20 protein-coding genes and 3 pseudogenes are annotated in these 21,500 nt (G+C 68.3%); 12 read left to right on the forward strand and 11 right to left on the reverse strand.

What is annotated here, in order from left to right:
- Positions 1–3: 3 nt before the first annotated feature.
- Complete coding sequence (locus LGI35_RS03690; RefSeq protein WP_227292330.1) at positions 4–1,008, forward strand: MerR family transcriptional regulator; 1,005 nt, start codon at positions 4–6, stop codon at positions 1,006–1,008.
- 54 nt (positions 1,009–1,062) lie between these two features.
- Here LGI35_RS03690 and LGI35_RS03695 read toward each other — a convergent pair.
- Both LGI35_RS03695 and LGI35_RS03700 read right to left on the reverse strand, forming a co-directional pair.
- A pseudogene (locus LGI35_RS03695) lies at positions 1,063–1,449 on the reverse strand (aminoglycoside phosphotransferase family protein); the annotation flags it as partial.
- 357 nt (positions 1,450–1,806) lie between these two features.
- Positions 1,807–2,433 (reverse strand): hypothetical protein, encoded by a 627-nt coding sequence (locus LGI35_RS03700; RefSeq protein ID WP_227292332.1) that lies wholly within the window; start codon positions 2,431–2,433, stop codon positions 1,807–1,809.
- Positions 2,434–2,615: 182 nt separating this feature from the next.
- Here LGI35_RS03700 and LGI35_RS03705 point away from each other — a divergent pair, with 182 nt between their 5' ends.
- On the forward strand, positions 2,616–3,062 hold the full coding sequence (locus LGI35_RS03705; protein WP_227292334.1) for a hypothetical protein: 447 nt from the start codon (positions 2,616–2,618) through the stop codon (positions 3,060–3,062).
- Positions 3,063–3,263: 201 nt separating this feature from the next.
- Here the strand turns inward: LGI35_RS03705 and LGI35_RS03710 are convergent, their stop codons facing one another.
- From LGI35_RS03710 to LGI35_RS03720, 3 genes are all read right to left on the reverse strand, one after another.
- Entirely contained in the window at positions 3,264–3,851 is a 588-nt protein-coding gene (locus LGI35_RS03710) for a hypothetical protein (protein ID WP_227292336.1), read from the reverse strand.
- A gap of 465 nt (positions 3,852–4,316) precedes the next feature.
- A complete protein-coding gene (locus LGI35_RS03715; protein ID WP_227292338.1) occupies positions 4,317–5,345 on the reverse strand; it encodes a zinc-binding dehydrogenase in 1,029 nt (342 codons plus the stop codon).
- A gap of 70 nt (positions 5,346–5,415) precedes the next feature.
- The gene (locus LGI35_RS03720; RefSeq protein ID WP_227292340.1) at positions 5,416–6,393 is read right to left on the reverse strand and encodes an aldo/keto reductase; all 978 of its coding nucleotides are present in this window, start codon (positions 6,391–6,393) and stop codon (positions 5,416–5,418) included.
- 236 nt (positions 6,394–6,629) lie between these two features.
- Here LGI35_RS03720 and LGI35_RS03725 point away from each other — a divergent pair, with 236 nt between their 5' ends.
- Both LGI35_RS03725 and LGI35_RS03730 read left to right on the forward strand, forming a co-directional pair.
- A complete protein-coding gene (locus LGI35_RS03725) occupies positions 6,630–7,520 on the forward strand; it encodes a helix-turn-helix transcriptional regulator (protein WP_227292342.1) in 891 nt (296 codons plus the stop codon).
- An 831-nt stretch (positions 7,521–8,351) separates the two neighbouring features.
- Positions 8,352–8,786, forward strand: coding sequence for a nuclear transport factor 2 family protein (locus LGI35_RS03730; protein WP_227292344.1), 435 nt, complete (start codon positions 8,352–8,354; stop codon positions 8,784–8,786).
- Between the two features lie 9 nt (positions 8,787–8,795).
- Here LGI35_RS03730 and LGI35_RS03735 read toward each other — a convergent pair whose 3' ends face one another.
- Positions 8,796–9,713: an alpha/beta hydrolase gene (locus LGI35_RS03735; RefSeq protein WP_227292346.1), complete on the reverse strand. Its 918-nt coding sequence runs from the start codon at positions 9,711–9,713 to the stop codon at positions 8,796–8,798.
- A gap of 214 nt (positions 9,714–9,927) precedes the next feature.
- Between LGI35_RS03735 and LGI35_RS03740 the strand changes: the two are divergent.
- Positions 9,928–10,227 (forward strand): annotated as a pseudogene (locus LGI35_RS03740) (GNAT family N-acetyltransferase); the annotation flags it as partial.
- A 38-nt stretch (positions 10,228–10,265) separates the two neighbouring features.
- Here LGI35_RS03740 and LGI35_RS03745 read toward each other — a convergent pair.
- The 3 genes and pseudogenes from LGI35_RS03745 to LGI35_RS03755 all read right to left on the reverse strand — a co-directional run bounded on the left by LGI35_RS03745 (position 10,266) and on the right by LGI35_RS03755 (position 11,837).
- Positions 10,266–11,147, reverse strand: a complete 882-nt coding sequence (locus tag LGI35_RS03745; protein ID WP_227292347.1) for a helix-turn-helix domain-containing protein — start codon at positions 11,145–11,147, stop codon at positions 10,266–10,268.
- A 37-nt stretch (positions 11,148–11,184) separates the two neighbouring features.
- A pseudogene (locus LGI35_RS03750) lies at positions 11,185–11,373 on the reverse strand (Bax inhibitor-1/YccA family membrane protein); the annotation flags it as partial.
- 263 nt (positions 11,374–11,636) lie between these two features.
- Entirely contained in the window at positions 11,637–11,837 is a 201-nt protein-coding gene (locus tag LGI35_RS03755) for a hypothetical protein (protein WP_227292349.1), read from the reverse strand.
- A 210-nt stretch (positions 11,838–12,047) separates the two neighbouring features.
- Here LGI35_RS03755 and LGI35_RS03760 point away from each other — a divergent pair, with 210 nt between their 5' ends.
- Both LGI35_RS03760 and LGI35_RS03765 read left to right on the forward strand, forming a co-directional pair.
- Entirely contained in the window at positions 12,048–12,473 is a 426-nt protein-coding gene (locus tag LGI35_RS03760) for an organic hydroperoxide resistance protein (protein WP_227292351.1), read from the forward strand.
- 21 nt (positions 12,474–12,494) lie between these two features.
- Positions 12,495–13,412 carry a TIGR03619 family F420-dependent LLM class oxidoreductase gene (locus LGI35_RS03765; protein WP_227292353.1) on the forward strand — a complete coding sequence of 306 codons (918 nt, stop codon included), beginning with the start codon at positions 12,495–12,497 and terminating at the stop codon, positions 13,410–13,412.
- A 10-nt stretch (positions 13,413–13,422) separates the two neighbouring features.
- On the opposite strand, the gene LGI35_RS03770 is transcribed toward LGI35_RS03765, so the two are convergent.
- Positions 13,423–14,049, reverse strand: a complete 627-nt coding sequence (locus LGI35_RS03770; RefSeq protein ID WP_227292355.1) for an HAD-IA family hydrolase — start codon at positions 14,047–14,049, stop codon at positions 13,423–13,425.
- Positions 14,050–14,334: 285 nt separating this feature from the next.
- Complete coding sequence (locus tag LGI35_RS03775; protein WP_227292357.1) at positions 14,335–15,198, reverse strand: alpha/beta fold hydrolase; 864 nt, start codon at positions 15,196–15,198, stop codon at positions 14,335–14,337.
- Positions 15,199–15,592: 394 nt separating this feature from the next.
- Here LGI35_RS03775 and LGI35_RS03780 point away from each other — a divergent pair, with 394 nt between their 5' ends.
- From LGI35_RS03780 to LGI35_RS03800, 5 genes are all read left to right on the forward strand, one after another.
- Complete coding sequence (locus tag LGI35_RS03780; protein WP_227292359.1) at positions 15,593–16,654, forward strand: alpha/beta fold hydrolase; 1,062 nt, start codon at positions 15,593–15,595, stop codon at positions 16,652–16,654.
- A gap of 415 nt (positions 16,655–17,069) precedes the next feature.
- Positions 17,070–17,558 carry a TetR/AcrR family transcriptional regulator gene (locus tag LGI35_RS03785; protein WP_227300188.1) on the forward strand — a complete coding sequence of 163 codons (489 nt, stop codon included), beginning with the start codon at positions 17,070–17,072 and terminating at the stop codon, positions 17,556–17,558.
- 759 nt (positions 17,559–18,317) lie between these two features.
- Positions 18,318–18,743: an SRPBCC family protein gene (locus LGI35_RS03790; protein WP_227292360.1), complete on the forward strand. Its 426-nt coding sequence runs from the start codon at positions 18,318–18,320 to the stop codon at positions 18,741–18,743.
- Between the two features lie 138 nt (positions 18,744–18,881).
- A complete protein-coding gene (locus tag LGI35_RS03795) occupies positions 18,882–19,052 on the forward strand; it encodes a hypothetical protein (protein ID WP_227292362.1) in 171 nt (56 codons plus the stop codon).
- Positions 19,053–19,752: 700 nt separating this feature from the next.
- Entirely contained in the window at positions 19,753–21,195 is a 1,443-nt protein-coding gene (locus LGI35_RS03800) for an aldehyde dehydrogenase (protein ID WP_227292364.1), read from the forward strand.
- Positions 21,196–21,500: the final 305 nt, after the last annotated feature.

Here is a 21,500-nt window from a genome sequence, read left to right on the forward strand (position 1 = left end):
AACGTGTTGATCGGTGAGGTGGCGCGACGGTCCGGGGTCAGTGCCCGCATGCTCAGGCATTACGAGTCGCTCGGTCTGGTGCGTCCTTCGGGGCGTACGGGCTCCGGCTATCGGGAGTACTCCGGCGAGGACGTCCGGCGGATCTTCCATATCGAGAGCCTGCGGTCGCTGGGTTTGTCGCTGCGTGAGATCGGGCGCGCGCTCGACGATCCCGGCTTCACGCCCTCGACGCTCGTCGTCGACCTCATCCGTCAGACGCGCGAACGTATCGCGGCGGAGACCGAGTTGCTCACACGGCTACGCCGGATCGATGCCGCGGACCCGTCCGGCTGGCAGGACGTCCTCCAGATCGTTGCGCTCCTCCAGGCACTGGGGTCGAAGAGCGCCAACGCGCGTCAGCGCGCCGCTCTTTCCTCGGTCGACGAGGTTCCGGTGCCGGTCGAGGCCCTGGTCGAGGCAGCGCTGAGCGAAGCGGATCCGAACGTCGCCGGGGCCCTTCGATGGGCGCTGGCGCGATCGGGCGGCCGCGGCCCGGCACTGCTGGCGGAGGGCCTCGGCTCACCGGTGGCCGCGGTGCGGGAGCGTGCCGTTCAGTCCCTCGCCGAGCTGCCCGGTGACGAGGCCACCGAGCAGCTGCGGGATGCGCTCGCGAACCCCGATGTCGTGGTCCGCGGGCATGCGGCTTTGGCACTTGGGGCACGTGGTGAGGCTGATGCGGTCCCGACGCTCATCGACATGATCGTGGCGGGAAGGAACGACACCGACGCAGCCGATGCACTGAGCGTGCTGGCGAGCGACACCGCGACGACGGATCAGATCGCAGCCAGGCTCGTCGACCGCCTCGCCCATGACACCACGCAGGCGCCTGCACGCGGGCGGCTGACCCAGGCGCTGGCGGGCATCTCGGGGACCAGGGCGTCACATGCCCTCGTGGAACTGTCCCGTGACGCGGACCGTGCCGTTGCGCTGACCGCGGCGTACCTCCTGCAACGACGCGACGCACAGTGACAGATCTCTTCTGGGGAGCCGCGTACATGGCCCGCGTGGCGAAGGGGTCTCGCACAGAGGGACCCGCGTCTCCAATCCCTCATCGTCGAGGACCGTCCGGCCCGCCAGATGTGTCATGAGGAGCAATGGATACTCGCAATGCGCGGCGGTCGGATCAACCGCGACCAGTCCGGGAGCCAGCACCCCAGTCCCTGGGAGCCGGGTCAGGGCGCCAGCCTCTCTGCTCAGCCAGTCCTCGGCGTCCTCCACGTTGACGAAGGTCCGCAGCACCAGGTCACGGGTACCTCCGTCCCTCTTACCAATGGTCAGTCTCCGCATTTCGGCAGTGATGCCGCCGTGCAACGCCTCAGTTCTGACGATCCGTTCGCCGACCTCCAGGTGCCGGCTCACCCAAGGCAGTGTCAACGGTCGCACAGCCGCCGCCTCGTCGTCGTTGGTCACCGTGCCACCTCGTCATCCGGACGGCGACACGCGCGAAAGTTTTAATGGAGGCGATAGCCATGCTGCTCAGTCAGGAGACCCAACCGGCACCAGGCTGACCTGACAGCTCCGAAGCCTGCCCGGCGAACTTTCCGCGAACAGCACTCAGTGCGGCAGTGCCGGAAACGCAGGCGACCTCAAGCATCAATCCCACCAAAGCGCGAGGAGAAGGTGCCGTCGGGCCCGCGACTCGGTAGAAGTCGCAGAAACCGCCGAAATGCCGAGTCAGATATTGCGCGGGATCATCGTCCAACAGCCGTGCCTCATGGGCAATCCACCGAGCGCTGTAGATGGCCCGACTGGCGGCCAAGTGCACGCTCAGTTCCGCGGGGGCAGTGCCAAGGCCTGAACAAGCGCATCGGCGACGCGCTCCGAGTGATCCGGCAGATGCTCGGTGACCCAACCAGCGGCCAGGCCAAGGAAGTCGACAAGATCCCTTTCTGCGCCTGCCAATAGGCGACGAAGCTCGCTTGTGGAAACCTCGATCCATTGACCGTTGTCGGCGTCGGCGTCAGCGGTAAGGCGGACGATGGAGCCGTGGAGTTCGGCGGCAGGCGAGGGATCATGGCCAAACCACGCTGCGGAAGCACCCCCGTCGAGAACTTCCCACCAGTCGCCTCGGTCCTCCAGGCCGCTACAACACCCCGGCACCACACGGGTGCCGGTATCGGAGTCGACCACCTGCAGCCCGCCCGCCGCAAACAGTGGGTCCATGGTCAGGAGCCCATGGAGGAAGCTCCCGAGTGGGTCGTCAGGACGTGGCGGACGGTCGTCTGTGGGGTCAATGTCATTGCAAGCGGCCAGAGCCATCACCGCCGTACCGACCTCGTCCGGCGTCAGATGTCCATCGAGCGCCAGGAACGTGTAGGGCTCGGCAGCTGAGACCGGCCAGAGGTCAAAGCCCACGCGGTTGGGGATTTCGAGGACAGGTCGGACAGTGATCACCCCAGGGATGATGTCTCAGGACCTTCATGGACGCACGGGCATTTCTGTCCTGCTGGGAATCGCGGATCGGCATCCCTCCACGCCGCTCACGGGCTTCAATCGGCATGTGGGTCGTTGTACGTTGCGCCCTGCCGCAGAAAAAGGAGGCGCTCCGGCGTCGGCGCAGCAGGCAGGATCGCAGCATGTCCACTGAGCTCAGCGGGTTGATCGAGTGCCGGCCGGGTGCCCGTCTCTGGGGCCCTGACGACGAAGACTCTGTATGGCACGCCGCCATCGATTTGTGGCTGCTCAACATCGGCAACGCCTACGACGCGCTTGCCTGCCTCTTCGGGATCCGAAACTCGTTCGGCTTCCTGCCGCTCACCGAGAACCGTGGGCTCCCCACCGACGCCTCCGACGCCCTGACCTCCGGTTACGTGGCTTACGGGCCCGACGTACACGGCGCCACATGGATCACCTGGGCCGAGCTGCTCTCGGCCGACTGGCGCGAGACGGACCGCTCCGGCGCCCGCAGCCGGGCGCAGGTAGCTGGTGACGCCTCGCACTGGGCTCCCGCATGGAGCGTTATGCGGACACTGAGCGACCTTCACGGTGCTTCCAACGTGCGTCTCGTCTGCTGGTTCAGCTGACGACTCCTTGCCCCCGAGCAGAGCGGTGGACTCGGCCCACCCGTCAATCAACGACCGGTTTATGGAACTACGGCGTGGGAACCGCACGGGCCCCGCGTCCTGAGCCGGTCCGCAGCGGCTGTCCGACGCCTGTGGCACAAGGCCGCCATCGCCGGCCCGATTCCGACGGGCCGGCGATGGCGCATGCTCCGGATGGTGGTGTCACCACTCGCCGTGGTCGCGGATCACCCGGAAACTGCCCACGACCCCGTCCTGAACGAAGACGCCTCCCTGGCCACTCCCGTGGCCGGTCTGGGTCACGACACCATGAGTGGCGCCGTAGGGGCCGACCGTGGCCACCGGCGAACCGTTGTCGCAGTTGAACCCGCGGTAGACCTCAACGGTCGCGTCGCTGTCGTTGTAGATGCTGAAACTCGTTGAGCCCAGCCCACTGGCAGCGGGGACGCAGCCTTCCGTGTTGGCGGAGAACGTGCGTTCGTTGAAGTGGATCCTTCCCTCCTCCCTGCCGCCGTAGCCACGGCCCTCGTGGTTGCGGCCCCCGTGGTCACGGCCCTCGTCCCCCCTGCCGCCAGTGCTGTCGGCACCGAGGGGAGCCGCCTCTGGGGCGGCCTGCTTGACGGGCGGGGCGGCCCGCTTGACCGGCGCTGCGTCTTGTTTGACCGGTGCTGCGGCTTGTTTGGCCGGCGGGGCGGCCTGGGTCGATTCTGATTGCGCGGCATAGGTGATGCCGGTGGCAAGGACCGCTGCGCCGACCATGGCGGCAGACACGGCGAAGATTCGCGTGGGCATGTCACTCCTTCCTGTCTCAGAGATGCCAGCTGGACAGCCGACCTGCAACGACCGTAATAATCAGCCGATCAGCTGTCATTTCGGAGCAACTCAAGGTGTGACATCAGGCTGCTGATCGAGTGGTGTCCCTGCATTTGGTGCATATCTCGGAGTTTTCTGACATGGCGCCAGGGTCTGGGTCCAGGCGAGGCCGCGGTGCAGCCAGGGATGACAGCGATAGGGCCGAGATTCCGCACATCTGACGGCAGCAGGCCACGCGGGGACCGGGACGCTGGGGCGTAGCGCCGGCGCGACAGTTCGAGGGCGTTGTCCGGCAGTTCGGCGCTGGCAGCCAATGCTGAGGGCTGCCCGAGGAGTTCGGGGCCTGGCAGACGGTCTCCGACCGCTCTGGTCAGTGGCGCGCCGTCGGCCTGTCCGCCGCGTCGGCGCCGGCTGGCCCGGCTCAAGGCGGCGGCGCTGGGTCGCTCACGCGGTGATGAGGGCCTTGAGGACCTGGCGGTCGGCCATGGCCCGGTAGGCGTCCGGGGTTTGATCGAAGGTGAACGTCTGGTCGAAGACGCGGCCGGGGGCGATGGTGCCGTCCAGGACGTCGGGCAGCAGTTGCTCGATGTAGGCGCGGGCAGGGCTGGCGCCGCCGGTGAGGGTGATGTTGCGCATGAATGCGGCGGGTCCGATCGGCCCCTGCTCGTACTGCGGGACGCCCAGGCGGCTGACGTTGCCGCCGTCCCGGACCGCACCCAGGGCGGTGTCGAGGGCCTGGCGCGTGCCGACGGCCTCGATCACCTTGTCCACGCCGCCGGTCAGCTCGCGGATGTGGGCGATGCCCTCCTCACCGCGCTCGGCCACCACGTCCGTGGCACCGAACTCGCGGCCCAGACCGGTGCGCGCCTCATGGCGGCCGGCAAGGACGATCCGCTCAGCACCGAGCCTCTTGGCGGCGATCACCGCACACAGGCCGACCGCGCCGTCACCGACGACCAGCACCGCGTCCCCGCGCGCGACGCCGGCGGTGACCGCGCCGTGGTGCCCGGTGGTCATCACGTCGGACAGCGCCAGCAGCGACGGCAACAGCGCGGAGTCGGCGGCCACTGGGAGTTTCACCAGAGTGCCGTCCGCGTACGGGACACGGACGGCTTCGCCCTGTCCGCCGTCGACGCCGTCGAACCCGTACCGGCCGCCGTTGCGGCACGAGATGTACAGGCCCTTGGCGCAGTAGTCGCAGGTGTTGTCGCTATAAGTGAACGGCGCGACGACCAGGTCGCCGGCCTTGAGCCCGGTCACGTCCGCGCCGGCCTCCTCGACGACGCCGAGGAACTCATGTCCCATCGGGCGGCCTGTGTCGCCGGCGGGCATCGCCCCGTACGGCCACAGGTCGCTGCCGCACACACATGCGGCCAGCGTGCGCACCACCACGTCGGTCGGTTTGACGATCTTCGGGTCGGGCCGGTCGTCGACGCGGACGTCTCCGGCTCCGTACATCACGGCTGCACGCATGAAAGGTGTCACTCCAAACTAGGACGGCTGGCGCTACGAGGGGCGCGGCGTAACGGGGGCGGGGGCAGGATCAGCGCTCGAGCATCTGCGCCTGTGCCTCGGTGTGTGTGTCGCCTGCGGCGGGCGGCAGGCTGCTGAGCTTGTCGAGCTGCTCGTCCGTCAGCGTGATCGCGTCGGCGGCGGTGTTCTCCTCCACGCGGCTGACCCGCTTGGTGCCGGGAATCGGGGCGATGTCGTCACCCTGGGCCAGGAGCCAGGCCAGTGCCACCTGCGCGGGCGTGGCGCCGACCTGGGTGGCCAGGGCCTGCACCTCGTCGGCGATCGCCAGGTTGCGCTGGAAGTTCTCGCCGGAGAAGCGCGGATTGTCCCGCCGGAAGTCGGAGGCGTCGAACTGGTCGGTGGAGCGGACGGTGCCCGTCAGGAATCCGCGGCCCAGCGGGGAGAACGGCACCAGGCCGATGTTCAGCTCCCGCAGCACCGGCAGGACGCGCTGCTCGATCCCCCGGGTCCACAGCGAGTACTCCGACTGCACCGCGGTGACCGGCTGGACGGCGTGCGCGCGGCGGATCGTGTCCGGGCCGGCCTCCGAGAGCCCGAACGCGCGCACCTTTCCCTCGGTGATCAGCTCGCCGACGGCGCCGGCGGTCTCCTCGATCGGCGTGTTGGGATCCACCCGGTGCTGGTAGTAGAGATCGATGTGATCGGTACCCAGCCGCTTCAGGGAGCCCTCGACGGCGATGCGGATGTTGGACGGACCGGAGTCCAGGTTCCAGGCCCCGTCCCCGGCGTGGGAGACCAGACCGAACTTCGTCGCCAGTACCGCTTGGTCACGTCGCCCCTTCAGAGCCCGGCCCAGCAGTTCCTCGTTGGTGTAGGGACCGTAGATCTCGGCGGTGTCGATGAGCGTGACGCCCAGCTCCAGCGCCCGGTGCACGGTCCTGATCGACTCCGCCTCGTCGGTGCCGGAACCGGTGTAGCCGTGGGACATCCCCATCGCCCCCAGCCCGATCCGGGAAACCTCCAGGTCACGCAGCTTGATGTAGCGCATTTCGCCCTCTCCGGTCTGTGACGTCGCCCGGCACCCTCGCTCTCGCCTGACCGGCCAGAGGTTGCCTGCGGCGGCTGTCGTGCCTGCGGCAGCTCTGGCGGCGGCCGGGGTACCGGCGTCTTGCTCCTCCACCTTCGCCTGCATTGGGCCCCCGTGGCAGGGCGGGCTCTTCGGGGGTAATGACAGGGCCCCCCTCTCGCCCGCACGTCGGCGGACCAGCGGGTGAGACTGGAGGCATGGCATCCGAGAGAGCGCACAGCGAGGGCGCCGAGCTGGGCCGCTACCTGCGCGCCCGCCGCACCCAGACCAGCCCCGAACACGTCGGCCTCACCGTCGGCACCGGCATCCGCCGCACCCCCGGCCTGCGCCGCGAGGAGCTGGCCACTCTCGCCGGCATCAGCATCGACTACTACGTCCGCCTGGAACGCGGCAAAGAGACCCGCCCCAGCCCCGCCGTCCTCGACGCGCTCGCCCGCGCCCTGCACATGGACGACCAGGAGCACCAGCACCTGCGTGAGCTCGCCGCCCGCGCCGCCCGCTACGCCCCCGAACCCGCACCGGCCCCCAGCCGCACTGTGCGCCCCCACCTCAAGCTGCTGCTCGAATCACTGCGCCCGAACCCGGCCTACGTCATCAGCCGCAGCATGGACATGCTCGCCTGGAACCCCGGCGGCCTCGCCCTCTACGCAGGCCTGGACGACTGGCCCGTCAAACAGCGCAACCTCGCCCGCTACCTGTTCCTGCACCCCGCGGCCCGCGACCTGTTCACCGACTGGGACCGGCAGATCACCGCGTGCGTCGCCCGCCTGCGCGCCATCGCCGGCACCGCCCCGGACGCCCCCGACCTCACCAGCCTCGTCGGCGAACTCCTCCTGAAGAGTCCGGACTTCGCGGGCCTGTGGGAACGCTACGAAGTGACCGGGCGCAAGCCCGCGCACAAGACGTTTCATCACCCCCAAGTCGGCAGGGTCACCCTCACTTCGCAGTCGCTGCAGGTGGAAGGCACCCCCGGGCAGCGCATCGGCGTCTACACCGCCGAACCCGGCACCCCCGATCATGACGCGCTGCTCCTGCTCGACATGACAGCCCCGGCCACGACGCCGACCACAACAAGCCGATCGAGCTGACCCCCGCTCACGCTGCCCCGATACTGTCGTCCGGCTGCCGCGCAGGGTCGCCTGCGGCGGTGCCGTTCCCGCGTTCGTGGAGGGCGTCTCCACAGTCATCGACCTCAGCGTCGCAGGCTTCGTCGCCGTCCTTTTGCTTCCGGAACAGAGCGACAACTGGTCATCCGACGTCGGCCGGCTTGTTCGTGAACCCCGGCCCGGCGTGTTTCCGGGCTCGAGTGGGACGTCTTTCGCGTACGACCTGCGTCAACGGCCAAGGCTGGGTCCGGGAACCAGCGCTGCCGTCCGCACGCCGTCCTAAGATCAGCAGCTGAGCAGAGTCTGCGGGAGGCAGGCCTTCTCCCGTGAGGTGAGCTCCTTGGCGGGTGCCTCAACCGAGGTCCGTTCCTACGGCGATGGAGGCCAACAGGCTTTGCCGAAAGAGGAGTTACCCCCCACCGAGCCGCCGCCGAACTCCGTCCTGATCGACGCGGGGAAGGGCAGTGTCGGCAAGAGTAAGATCGCCGCGCAGCGGACTGCCAGGCACGTCGCGCAGCACGCGATCGCCGCCCTCTTCGGTCAGTTCGCGAAGTACCGGCCAGCCTGGGCGTCGTGCCGGGTGGCAGAGCCGTCGGGGAACTCCTCGTCCTGCTGAGCGCGCAGGCGCCGGACGAGGGCACTCACCTCGCCTCGTCACTGGCCGGCTGCCCGAGCCCCGTAACCCCCCACTCCTGACTCTCGACTCCTGACTCGTCAACGAATCCAACCTCCCGTAGCCCTGTCACCGCTCACTGCTCACTCCTCACCCCTCACCGCCTCTTTCCCAGCCACTTACCTATGAAGGGGCCACCTATGTTTTCCTCGCCCGTCACCCGTGACATCGAGAATCTGATCGCCGAGTACGCGGAACGGGTCGACACCGGTGATCTCGCCGGTGTGGGCCGGCTCTTCTCAGAGGGCGCTTTCGTCGGGAGCGACGGCACCCGGTTCGAGGGCGCCGGGGCCGTCGAGGGGATGCTCCGGGACCGCGTGATCCTCTACAGCGACGGCACGCCGCGCACCCATCACGTCACCACCAACGTCCACATCGAAGTCGACCAGGAGGCCGGCACGGCCACGGGTCGGTCCTACGTGACGATCTTCCAAGCGGTCGACGGACTGCCGCTCCAGCCGATCGCGGCGGGCCGCTACCGGGACCGCTTCGTGCGCGAGGACGGTCAGTGGCGGTTCGCGGAACGCCTGATCACGATCCATCTGGTGGGCGACATCAGCCACCACATGCGCTGACCGCTCCCCTCACGTCAGGTTGGCGGTGTAGAAGTCGGCGAGCTTGTCGACGGCGACGTCGAGGTACTCCTTCTTGTCGTACAGGTCGACGTGGCTCGCGCCGTCGATCACGTACAACTCGGCGAAGCCCTTGGCCCGTTGGTGGACGTCGACGGCCATCCAGGACGTGACGGCGCGGGACCCGACGATCTGGAGCAGGGGGCGCGGGCCGATGAGCGGGACAGCGTGGAAGGCATCGAAGAAGGCGAGCTTGTCCAGGCTCTCCCAGGCCAGGAACTTCGCCGACCGCTCGTGCTGACCACGCGGCGTGCAGTAGTACTCGTAGCCCTCCGCACCGTGCTCGCCACCGAGCGAACGGGCCTGCTCGGCGGTCTCGGGGAACATCGTCATGACGCCGGACTCCGCGCCGCGGGCCGCCGCTGTGCGGGACTGGGCCGCGGCGTCGAGCAGGCTCTGGAACACGGCCGGATCCTGGGTGCCGTCGGCCCCGAGGCGGAACTGGCGGGCGACATCGACACCGCTGACCGTGGCCACGGCCCTGACACGGTGGTCGCCGCCGGCCGCGGCCAGCGAGTAGCCGCCGGAAGCGCAGACACCCAGGAGACCGATGGCTTCGGCGTCCACGTCGTCCCGGGTGGTCAGATACGAGACGGCGCCCTTGAAGTCCTCCACGCGCCGCGCCGGATCCTCCAGCCCGCGCGGCAGGCCGCCGGATTCGCCCTGGTGCGCGGCGTCGAAGGCAAGCGTGATGAATCCGTGCTCAGCCATCCGCCGCGCGTAGATGCCGGACGTCTGCTCCTTCACGCTGGTGCCGGGATGACCGACCACCAGCGCCGGACGCGGGCCCACTGCCGGGGTGTCGGGGGTGTAGAGGTGTGCGGCGATCCGGATACCGGCGCCGTCGAAGGTGACACTGCTTTTCGCCATGGAAGGCTCCTTGATGATGTGGCGTTCATAGGGCCCGTCGGCCTGATTCGGCGGACATCTCAACCATCACCGCAGATCCGCGAAGCGAAAAGAGACAGGTTTCTGCCGGGGAAAGAACCTGCCCCCTCACCTGTGCACCGTTGACACCCGGCCCGTGGGTGGGCGCGGGCAAGCTGCATGCGAACTGCCTGATTCCGCGCGGCACTGTCCGGCCGGCTCCACGATGTGGCGGGACCAGGTGTACGCGTACCCAGGGTTACGGGACGGTGTTCCGGTGACGTGCGCCGCCACGATGGAGGCCGAGGGCCGCCTCTTCGTAGCGCTCGTCGTCACCGCTCCGGCCTGTGAGCGCCGCGGCTACGGTGAGGCGATCACCCGCAAGGCGCCGAACGAGGGGGCGCGGGCCACTGGCCTGACCCGCGCGACGCTCCACGCGACCGCCGGCGCGCCGGTGTACCCCCGGATCGGCTTCGAGCCGCACTCGCAGTTGCGCTTCTACGCGTTGCAGCACTGATCACGCCCTGAAGCACTGACCACGCGTGGAAGGGCCAATTACGTGTTGAAGGGCTGATCCGGCGCCGGGCCATCGGCCGGCTCGGCCTTCCATGAGGCGAGGATCCGCAACCCGTCGTGCGACGGGCTGTCTGGTTCGGCGGTGAGGACCATGAGTCGCTGGCCCGATCCGTCGGGGCAGGCCCAGGTGTCGCAGTCGAGGGTGAGGTCGCCGACCAGCGGGTGCCGGTAGCGCTTGGTGCCGTAGCTGGCACTGATCACGCGGTGTTCGGCCCACCAGGACCGGAAGTCCGCGTCCTGGAGCGACAGCTCCCCTACAAGGCGGGCGAGTTCGGGGTCGTCCGGGTCGGTCGCGGCCTCCATGCGCAGTGCGGCCACCGCATCGCGAGCTTCCCTCTTCCAGTCCAGGTACAGGGCACGGAACACGGGGTCCGTGAAGAGCAGGTGCACGTAGTTGCGGCGGGCCGGCCGCACCGCCGAGAAGTCCGTGTACAGGGCTGCCGCGGCCGGGTTCCAAGCCAGGATGTCCAGGCGCTTGCCGAGGACGAGGGCAGGCGTCTCCGTCAGTTGATCGAGCAGGCGTCGCATCGCGGGCCTCGGACGCTGCGCGGGTCTCCGGTGTCGGGGCCGTGCGTCGGTCCGCCCTGCGATCTCGTACAAGTACGCCTGTTGGTCCTCGTCTAGGCATAGCGCGCGGACCAGGGTTTCCAGGACCGACGCGGACGCCCGGACCCGGCCCTGTTCCAGACGCGTGTAGTAGTCGACGCTGATCGCGGCCAGCTGGGCGACTTCCTCGCGGCGCAGTCCCGCGACCTTGCGAGGTGTGTCCGCGCCGGAAAGGCCGCACTCCCCCGGCGTCAACTGCGCTCTGCGTGCTTTCAGGAAGGCCCCGAGTGTGCGGGGCTCAGGCACCGGATTCATGTTCCTCATCCTCGCGCGCTCGATGTCGGCACGCCGGTCAGTTGTCGCTCTGCAGGATCGACAGCACCCGGAGCCCTTCGAGGTAGATCCACACCAGCGTGGTGGTGAGGCCGAAGGCCGCGAACCAGGAGTCGTCCCGCGGGGCACCGTAGGCGATGCCGTCCTCGATCTGTTCGAAGTCCAGGGCCAGGAACGCCGCGCCGAGCGGTACGCCGGCGAGGCCGAACCACTCGACGGCGCCTCACCCACCGGCACCGCGGAGGTCCGGCCGCGGGCGAGAGCTGATGCCCGCCCCGCCCCGGAAGGGCCCACCGCACCTGCCGTCATCGCCACCGCCACCCTGCGTCTGCTGATCACGATGCCCCTCTCGCCTTCCGTCCGGCACATACGTCGCGGCACACGCCTGCCAAGCGTCACCACACCGATAGGCGATGAGATCCCACTCTCGGTACACACATGTCCAGGGTGACGGTGCACCCCTCCCCTGACCTAGAGCCCAAGATCCAAGGCCAGGCACGAGTAGTAGTTCCACGAGCGCTCAGGGTCGTACGCCGCGCTCGCCCCGGCGTTCGCCTCGGCCTCCACCTCCTCGGTCATGTCCTCGAAGCGGATACGCGCGGGGAGCTTGCCGTACCGCGCATGCCGTGCCGCCGTAGCGGCCTCCGTGTCCATCGCGACTACCTTGCTCATGGTCCGTCTCCATCTCGTGAGTCGTCGATCGTGACCTCGTGCACTGTCTGGATGACTCCCAGACTGCTTCCCTCCTCGTAACCTGTCAAGAGGGTTACTTATTCCATTCCGCCCTTGACAGGAGCGCACGGTGTGGCCAGGCTTGTAACCGTTCCAACCGGTGACCTGCTGTAAGGCATCGAACTTCCACCCCGCGAGGAGACAGCAACCGTGTCAGTCAGCTACACCGGAACCGTCACCGTCACCGGCGAGGGCCGCAACGGAGGCCACGTCCGCTCCAGCGACGGAGAGCTCGACGCCTCTCTCGCGATTCCCAAGGAATTCGGCGGTGCCGGCGGCGCCACCAACCCCGAGCAGCTCTTCGCCGCGGGCTGGGGCGCGTGCTTCCTCGGCGCCGTCCGCCGCGCCGCCGCCCAGCGCAAGATCGCCCTCAAGAGCACGGCCATCACGGTCAACACCACACTCACCCACGGCGAGGACGGTGAGTTCAACCTCAGCGCCGTCCTCAACGTCGAGCTCGGGGGCGTCGACCAGTCCAGCGCCAACGACCTCGCCCACGCCGCCCACCAGCTCTGCCCCTACTCCAAGGCGACACGCAACAACATCCCCGTCATCATCAACGCCACTGCCGTCTGACACTCCGGAGGAAGAGAGAACATGCGTCTGGGTCTGGCCCTCCCCACTTTCGGTACCGACGCCCACGCGGACGGTGTCATCACCGTCAGCCGCACCGCAGAGGATCTCGGGTACGACTCTCTGTGGACGGGGGACCGGGTGCTCGCCCCCCGCTCGCCGAGCAGGCCCTATCCGAGCCAGGACGGGGTGATGCCGCGGATCCACGAGAACCATATGGACCCGCTGACGAGTCTGGCCTTCGCCGCCGCCCACACCAGCCGCGTCCGGCTGGGCACCAGCACGCTCAACGGCCTGTGGCACCCTCCCCTGATGCTCGCCCGGTCGTTGACCACCCTCGACGTACTCAGCCGCGGCCGGCTCGACGTCGGATTCGGTCTCGGCTGGATGCCCGACGAGTACGCGGCCGTGGGGGTGCCCTGGGAAGGCAGGGGCGCCCGCCTCGACGAGACGCTCGACATCCTGGAGACGTACTGGGCCGAGGACGAGTTCGCCCACCGGGGGCCACTGTTCACCGTTCCGGAGACAGTTGTCGGGCTGAAGCCCGAGCAGCGGCCCGGACCGCCCGTCCTGCTCGCCGCGTTCAGCCCCGCCGGGCTGCGTAGGGTCGCCCGGCGGGCCAGCGGCTGGCTACCCGTGGCGATGCCGCTCCCCCACCTCATGGGCATGTGGAAGACGATCGCCGAAGAGGCGGAGTCGGCGGACCGCGACCCCGGCGGTTTGCGCATGGCGCTAAGGGTCAACCCGGCCCTGACCGACATCGAGACCGAGGCAGAACAGTTCCCCCGGTCCGGAACGCTCGGCCAGTACATCGACTACGCACGTGCCGCTGCCGAAGCGGGCGTGCACGAACTCTTCATCGATCTGGGGCAATCGCCCGCGTCCCTCGACGAACGCCTTGACATGGCGGGCCGCTTCATCGCGGGCGTACGGAGAGGCTGACAGGGGCCGGTCAGCCCTCCTCCGTCAGCGACACCCCGAGGAGATCCTCCAGTTCGGCGATCGTCTGCGGCGAGTCCTTCGCGTACACCGTGGCGAAGCCCAGTTCCGCCGCCGTCGGGAGGTGCTGCGGGCTGTCGTCGACGAACACACACTGATCGGCGGCCAGTTCGAGCATTCCGAGCACGAGGCGGAAGATCTCCGGTTCCGGCTTGCGCAGGCCATGGTCCTCCGAGATCACCACGGCGTCGTAGTCCTCCAGGTCGTATCCGGCGTAGAGGTTCCACGGCGTCGTGCCGACCGAGTTGGAGAGGATCGCGACCTTCACTCCCGCCCTGCGTGCGGCGGCGGCAGCGGCGACGACCGAGGCCTCCGGACGCAGGTCGGCGAAGATGCGGCCCATCAGGTTCTCCGGCGCGACACCGAGCCGCTCAGCGGCCTCGGTGTTCCACCGGCTCTGGGTGATCGTGCCACGTTCCAGTTGCTCGGTCCGCCGGACCATCTCCTCGTCCAGGTAGAGGGCCTTGAGCAAGGTGCCCTCCGGGAGCCCCTCACGTTTCTCGAAGGCGAGCGCGGCCGGGATCAGCGGCGTGGTCAGCACTCCGCCGAAGTCGAGGACGAGGCCCTTGCGGTAGGTCATGACGGAACTCCTGTGGTGCGTGGTCGTGGTCCGCGGTGGTCACGGTGGATGGTGGTCATGGCGGATGGCGGGTGCCAAGCGACCCGGCCGATGCCGTCCGGCCCCGCATCTTGCACGGCGCGGGAAACGGGGGCACCGAAGCACCATTCCCCCCGCCTCCCGCAGACACTCGGCCATCAGATCGCCCGCGAAGGCCTCCAGCCGGGCCAGAACCCTACTTCAGGCCCATGGCGGTGATCGGTGATCTCGCTTCGAAACCTGACGGCAACTGCCGGCCAGTGGTCGCTACCGGGCGGCGCGGGCCGCTTCCTCGATGACGCGAGTGACGACGCTTGGGTGGGAGACGGCGACGGAATGGGATGCCGCGACCTCGGTGGTGCGGGCGTGGGCACGCTTGGCCATGAAGCGCTGCGCGGCGGCCGGGATGTTCAGATCCTGCGTGGTGACGATGTCCCAGCTGGGGATGGTCTTCCAGGCGGCGACGGTGGCCTTCTCCTCCAACGCGGACTGGGCGATGGGACGCTGGCCTGCGGCGGCGAGCGCGGCCTTCGCGTTGGAGACGTCCGCGGCGAACTGGTGGCGAAACTTGTCCTGTTGGATGTAGAGCTCGGTGCCCTTGCTTCCGTCGGGGTTGGAGACGGGAACCGGGTCGAGGGCGTCGGGCAGGGTGGAGCCGGGGTACTGGTCGGTCAGCTCCAAAGCCGACTCTCCTGGCGCGGGCAGGAACGCCGCCACGTAGACGAGCCCCTTGACCTCGGGGTCGTTCGCGGCGGCCTCGCTGATCACCGAGCCGCCATAGGAGTGACCGACGAGGATCTTTGGGCCTTTGACGTGGTCGAGGACGCTGCGCAGGACGGTGGCGTCGGCGTGCGGACCGCGCAGGGGGTTCGCTGCCGCGACGACGGGATAGCCGTCGGCGTGCAGCCGGGCGATCACACCGTTCCAACTGGAGGCGTCGGCGAAGGCGCCGTGCTCCAGCACGATGGTGGGCTTGGCCTGCCCCCTGCTGACCGACCGATCGGCATCGGCGGTGGCGGTGGCGGTGGCGGGGCCGACGAGCGCGAACGCCCCGACCGCGATACCGGCCGCCACGGCCGCCCCGACGCCGGTGAGAATCCGCCTCTTGCTCGCACGCTTGACGTTGGACATGGGAAACCCTCTCCAGAAGTGCATTGATCCACCGAGTAATGGCATCACTGGTCTGACTGGTGACAAATAACCTGCCAGACCAATCATCACCGGTCAAGCAGGTGACGATTGTTTCGCAGGGCGACCACACAGACCGAGGGCGTCGCGTCGGCGCACCGGCCCACGCCACCGGCGCCGCCGAATCCACCACCACTTCGAAGCCCCCTCCACGGCAACCAAGGGCGCCGGGCGGCTGGAGCGCGCGAGGCGCACAGGGAAGGGTGAGGGTGTCACTTCCCGATGCATGCGTCACCTGCTTGACCGGTGACGCGAGACCTGTCAGAGTCAAGCCACACGTTGGCCGTCGTGAACGGCACGGACGTATTTCTCACCGGAACGTATGGAGGGGTTTCACATGATCAACAGGCGTACCTTCAACACGGCGATGGGCCTGGGCACCGGAGCGGCGGCAGTCTCCCTGGCCGGTCTGCAGGGCGTTTCCCACGCCGCTGGCAGCACCCCGGACAATGGCGGCAAGGTTCCCGTCGTGCCGTCCGTGACCCCGGGCGCGCACACCTCCTTCCCCGCGCTGAAGCAGATCAAGGCCGGTCTGCTGAACGTCGGTTACGCCGAGCTCGGACCCGCCCACGGGCCGGCCGTCATCTGCCTGCACGGCTGGCCCTACGACATCCACAGCTACGTCGATGTCGCACCGCTGCTGGCCGACCAGGGCTACCGCGTGATCGTCCCCTACCTCCGGGGCCACGGCACGACGCGCTTCCGTTCCTCCCGAACGTTCCGCAACGCGCAGCAGTCGGTGATCGCCCTGGACATCATCGCGCTGATGGACGCCCTCAAGATCGACAAGGCCGTGGTCGCCGGCTTCGACTGGGGCTCGCGGACCGGCGACATCCTCGCCGCCCTGTGGCCCGAGCGGGTCAAGGCCCTGGTCTCGGTGAGCGGTTACCTCATCACCAACCGCAAGGCGCAGCTGGAACCGATCGCACCGGCCGCCGAGCACACCTGGTGGTACCAGTACTACTTCGCCACCGAGCGCGGCAAGAAGGCCATGGAGCGACAAGACCTCCGCCATGACCTGACCAAGCTGGTGTGGCAGACCGTCTCGCCGACCTGGAACTTCGACGACGCCACCTTCGAGCGCACCGAAGCCGCCTTCGAGAACCCCGACTACGCCGCGATCGTCATCCACAACTACCGCTGGCGCCTCGACCTGACCGAGGGCGAGCGGCGCTACGACATCTACGAGGACAAGCTGGCGCAGGCGCCCACCATCGCGGTACCCACCCTCACCATCGACGCCCAGTACGACCCGTTCACCGCGCCCGGCGACGGAACGGGGTACCGCAACAAGTTCACCGGGAAGTACGAGCACCGCACGCTGGCCGTCGGACACAACGTGCCGCAGGAGGCACCGACGGCGTTCGCCCAGGCCGTCGTCGACGTGGACCACTTCTGACGGAGAGCCAGGGACCGGGCCGTGCACGGACAGCCCCGCTCATACAGATCCCGCTCCCACGAACAGGGCTCGACATGCCCGGCGGGAACATGACCGCGTGGGCGATCGGCGATCGCAACTCAGCGGCGGTGGACCCGGTCGTCGGCTACAGCGGCCAGGGCAGCACCATCCCGGAGGAGTTCGACCCCGCCGCGGACCGTTCGTCCCGCCGGATATCGCCGCGAGCGTCACCCCTGACATCGCCGGTTTCCCCTGTCCTAGCGTCGGCTACCGTCACGTCAGAGTGGCAATTACCCTACCCGTACGCTCAGCACTGCGACCTTTATCATCCAAATATGCACAGAGCTGTAGACTCTCCGCCATGAGGGCCGACGCTGCACGCAACCTGGAAGCCGTGCTGACCACCGGAGCGCGCATGCTCGCCGCTGACCCCACGGCGAGCATCGCGAGCATCGCCGCCGAGGCCGGTGTGGACCGGCGGACCGTCTACCGACGGTTCGCCTCCCGCGAGGAGCTGCTCGCGACAATCTACGAATCCCGGCTGGAAGCTGTCGAGCGGGCCATCTCCGACGCACGCATGAAAGAGGCCCCCGTCACCGTCGCCCTGCACCGGTACGTGGAGAGCATCATCGCGGTGAACCGCAAGTGGCCCGTGGACCTGACCCGCATGCTGACCGACGATGCGGTCCGCGAGCGGCGGAACGCCTCGGTCCGGGACGTCGACGCCTTCCTTCAACGTGCCGTCGACGAGGGGTTGCTCCGCGCAGAGCTGCCGGAGGGATGGGCCAGCGCCCTCCTGCCGCAGCTGATGCACCTGGTGGTTCGGCAGATGCCTGATCTAAGCGACGGGCAGGCGGCCGATCTCGTTGTCGACACCCTGGTGAAGGGTGTCGGGCCGGCCTGATCAGGCGGCCCCGGTGGTCGGGGTGAAGCGGACGAGGTTGGCCCCCTCGTACTACTCATTCACCGCGGCGAGCCCGGCATGCCGTTCCGGGCCGTAGGCGGACCGGACTCCCCCGGGGGCGGTCGCCTCACCCGGTGACGGGAAGTTCACCATCCGCCACTCCACGACCCGCGACTCACGGCCACGGCCACGGCCACGGCCACGGCGCGAACCGGCCACACCCCCCGCTCCGCCTCCAGATTCTCCGCTTACAGGGGACCGCCCACCGCGAACCCCGAATACGCGAACGGCACGCCCTGCGACGGCACCGCATCTGCCTCGCGCCGGCTCTCGGTCGAACACGCTGCCCAGCTGCCGCATCTCGACGTGCGTGAGCCCGGATCCGGCCCCCATCAGCACCACCAGGGCCTGCGCGGTGTTCTCACTGCACTCCCCCAGGCACGAGTTCGATGCGGTTCCCGTGACGCGCTCCTGAGGTCGGTCAGCTGACGGCCAGGAGATCCCGGTACCCACAGATTTCCCAGTCCACGGGATGCGCACCGCAGGGTCGGCAGCCCAAGCCAGAGGAACACCCACGCCCTCTTGTCGGGGTTCGGACGACGGATCTGCGCCGCCCGTAGACGGATCACGACCCCCTCCATCAATAACCACCTTGACAGGTTACGCAGGACACGGGAAAGTAATAACCAGTCAAGCCGGTTACTTCACGCCTGTCAGTGAAGGCCACATCCACAGCAGTTCTGACGTAAGGGGATTCCTATGGCCATCGTCCGCTTCCACCTCGTGTCATCCCTTCGCCCCGAGGAGGCACTGGCGGTACTGACTGACTTCACCCCCTCCCGCGCCAAGGTCTGGCCCAGCATCGACGCCGACCACTTCACCGTTCACGAACTCGGCCCGTCCTGGGCCGAAGTGACCGAGGGAACCAGTGCCGCATGGGAGCGAGCGCACTACGAGTGGGACGACTCCAAGGTCACCATCACCACATTGGACTCGAAGCTCTTCGGGGCGGGCGGCGGTTGGGTCTTCGAGTTCACGCCTGAGGGCGACGGCACACGCATCGACGTCGAACTCACCCGCACGCCCCGCGCACTGAAGGGGAAGATGCTCGCCTCCCTGCTCCCCCTGGTCGGCCCGTCAACCCTTCGCAAGTCCTTCTCCGGCCCGTTGAAGGCCGCCGCGTAGTTAGCCACGGCGCGACGGGGAACCCGGCGATGCCACTTCAGACGACTCGATCTCCCCTATAACCGGCTCGACAGGTTACGAACAATGCAACCAAGCTCGAAGCCATCACCCAGAAACCCCCGAACAGGCAAGTTCAGCATGGTTCCCGCACACGGCATTGACGAGTCAGCGGAGAAGACCCACCCCACCCACGCCGAACTCCCGATGCAGACCGGCTTCGGCTCGTGGCCCGCCTTGGCGCAGGTCTGGTCATGCTCCGAGTCCGCGGTCATGTTCGGCTATGGCCTGGGCAGCAGCGCCTTCGTGTGAGACTTCGTGAGCGAGAGGGCGAAGAGTGCCTTCGAGATGAAGCCATCCGCCGGCTCGACCGCCTGCCACGCCCCGACGTCGTTGACACATCGGGCACCTCACCCGCCGACGTCGGACTACACCGATCCAGGCGGAGCATAGAAACAAGGCCGCGCACCCTCCGGCGCCTCCGCCTCACGCAACAGGCCAGCCCTTTCAAGTCCGTTGACCACAGCACCCCGCAGGATGCCGGCCCGTACGGTACGGCGCACGTCAAGGTTGGCGATCCGATACTGGGACCGTGCGGTAGATCGCGCCCGCACCGATGATGAAGCCACTTTCGCAGGCGTTGACATCGAATACCCAGCCGCACTGCCGGGCCGCGAAGCCGTCGCAGCGGTGACCGTCAGCACCCCGCGCGTGGAGCTGCGCAGCCACCAGGAGATCCGAGTGAGTGCCGTACGGCACCGAACTCCTTGAGCGCGACACCGGATCCGACATGAGGCGAGGAAGTCCGGCGTGAGGCCGGTGACGAGCGCGAGCGCCGCTGTCGACACGTATCGAGACATGTTGGTCATGGTTCGCAGCGTGCTGCGTGCGTCCGAGCGATGGATCACTCTCGCCGTAGAGCCTCACCTACGTGCCATTAAAATATCTAAATGCTACAGTAAAGTGACAGATAGCTCAGATGGTTCAGAACCTCTCCTTAAGGAGTGCACCCATGTACGTCTACGACCACCTCTACGTCGCCGGCTCCTGGACCGCGCCGAGCAACCCCGAACTGCTCGACATCCGCTCCCCGCACGACCGGTCCGTCATCGGCCGAGCTGCCCAGGCCCAGCCCGCCGACGTCGACTGCGCCGTGGCCGCGGCCCGTGCCGCGTTCGAGAAGGGGACCTGGCGCACGACAGCGCCGCTGGAGCGCGTGGCGATACTGCGGCGATTCAACGCACTGCGCGAGGCGAACGCCGAGAAGATCGCTTCCCTGATCTCCGCCGAGAACGGCTCGGCCGGCTGGTTCACCCTCGCCGGCCAGCCGGGACTGACGCGGCAGGCGAACGCCTATCTCAAGGCGGCGGAGGAGTTCGGCTGGGAGGAGACACTGGTTCCCTCCGACCCGGCATCGCCGGTGCGCAGCGTGGTGCGCCGCGAGGCCGTGGGAGTGGTGGCCGCGGTGATCCCCTGGAACTCCCCGTTCTCGTCCGCCACTTCAAAAATCATTCCTGCTCTGCTGGCGGGCAACTCGGTGGTGCTGAAGGTCTCGCCGGAGAACTCGCTGAGCATGGGTTTCCTGGCCGAGCTCGTGGAGCAACTGGGTCTGCCCGAAGGCGTGCTCAGCATCCTGCCCGCCGACCGGGAGACCAGCGAGTACCTGGTGTCGCACCCGGACGTCGACAAGATCGCCTTCACCGGCTCGACCCGCGCGGGTCGCCGGATCGCCGCCATCGCGGGCGAGCAGTTGAAGCGAGTCAGCCTGGAACTGGGCGGCAAGTCGGCGGCGGTCATCCTGCCCGACGCGGACGTGGACAAGGCAGTGCAGGGACTGAAGTTCGGCTCACTGCTCAACAACGGTGAGTCGTGCATCGCACAGACCCGCATCCTGGCTCCGCGCGAGAAGTACGAGGAGGTCGTCGCCGGCCTCAAGGACCTGGTCGAGTCACTGAAGGTCGGCGCCCCCGACGACCCCGACACCTTCATCGGCCCCATGATCCGCCCCGACCAGCAGCAGCGCGTACGCAACTACATCGAAATCGGCATCAAGGAAGGCGCCCGCCTCGTCACCGGCGGCCCGCAGATCCCCGAGGGCCTGGAGGGCGGCAACTACGTCACCCCGACCGTCTTCGCCGACGTGACCAACTCCATGCGCATCGCGCAGGAAGAGGTCTTCGGCCCGGTCCTTGTCGTCATCGCGTACGACGACGAGGACGAGGCCGCGCGAATCGCCAACGACTCCGAGTACGGCCTCTCCGGCGGAGTGTGGTCCGCCGACGAGGGCCACGCCCTCGCCTTCGCACGGCGTCTCCGCACCGGTACCGTCACCGTGAACGGCGCCCCCATCGGTTTCGACGGCCCCTTCGGCGGCTTCAAGAACAGCGGCATCGGCCGCGAGTACGGGGCCGTCGGCCTCGGCACCTACACCGAATACCAGACCGTCACCCTGTGACGGTCACACCGCCACGCGGCAAGCTCAGCAACAGGTACGAGCGAGGCGCCCTTACCTCTCCGCCACCGGCACCTCCCTCATCGCCTCCGTCCGGTACGGCGTCGCGGCTGATCCGCCTCTGCTCCTGACCGCCCGCATCCTGCACGAGGAGGGCGGAGATGCATGATCATGCCGACGTTCGCCCTGGTCGGCCACATCGTCGCCCCTGCGGTCACGCCTGCCCACCTGCGGGCGCAGCGCCACGGCCACCCGGATCGACCACCTCGGCGCGCTGTTCCTGTCCGGCATGGTCACCGGCCTCGTCC

The sequence above is a fragment of the Streptomyces longhuiensis genome (assembly GCF_020616555.1).
GTDB lineage: Bacteria > Actinomycetota > Actinomycetes > Streptomycetales > Streptomycetaceae > Streptomyces > Streptomyces longhuiensis.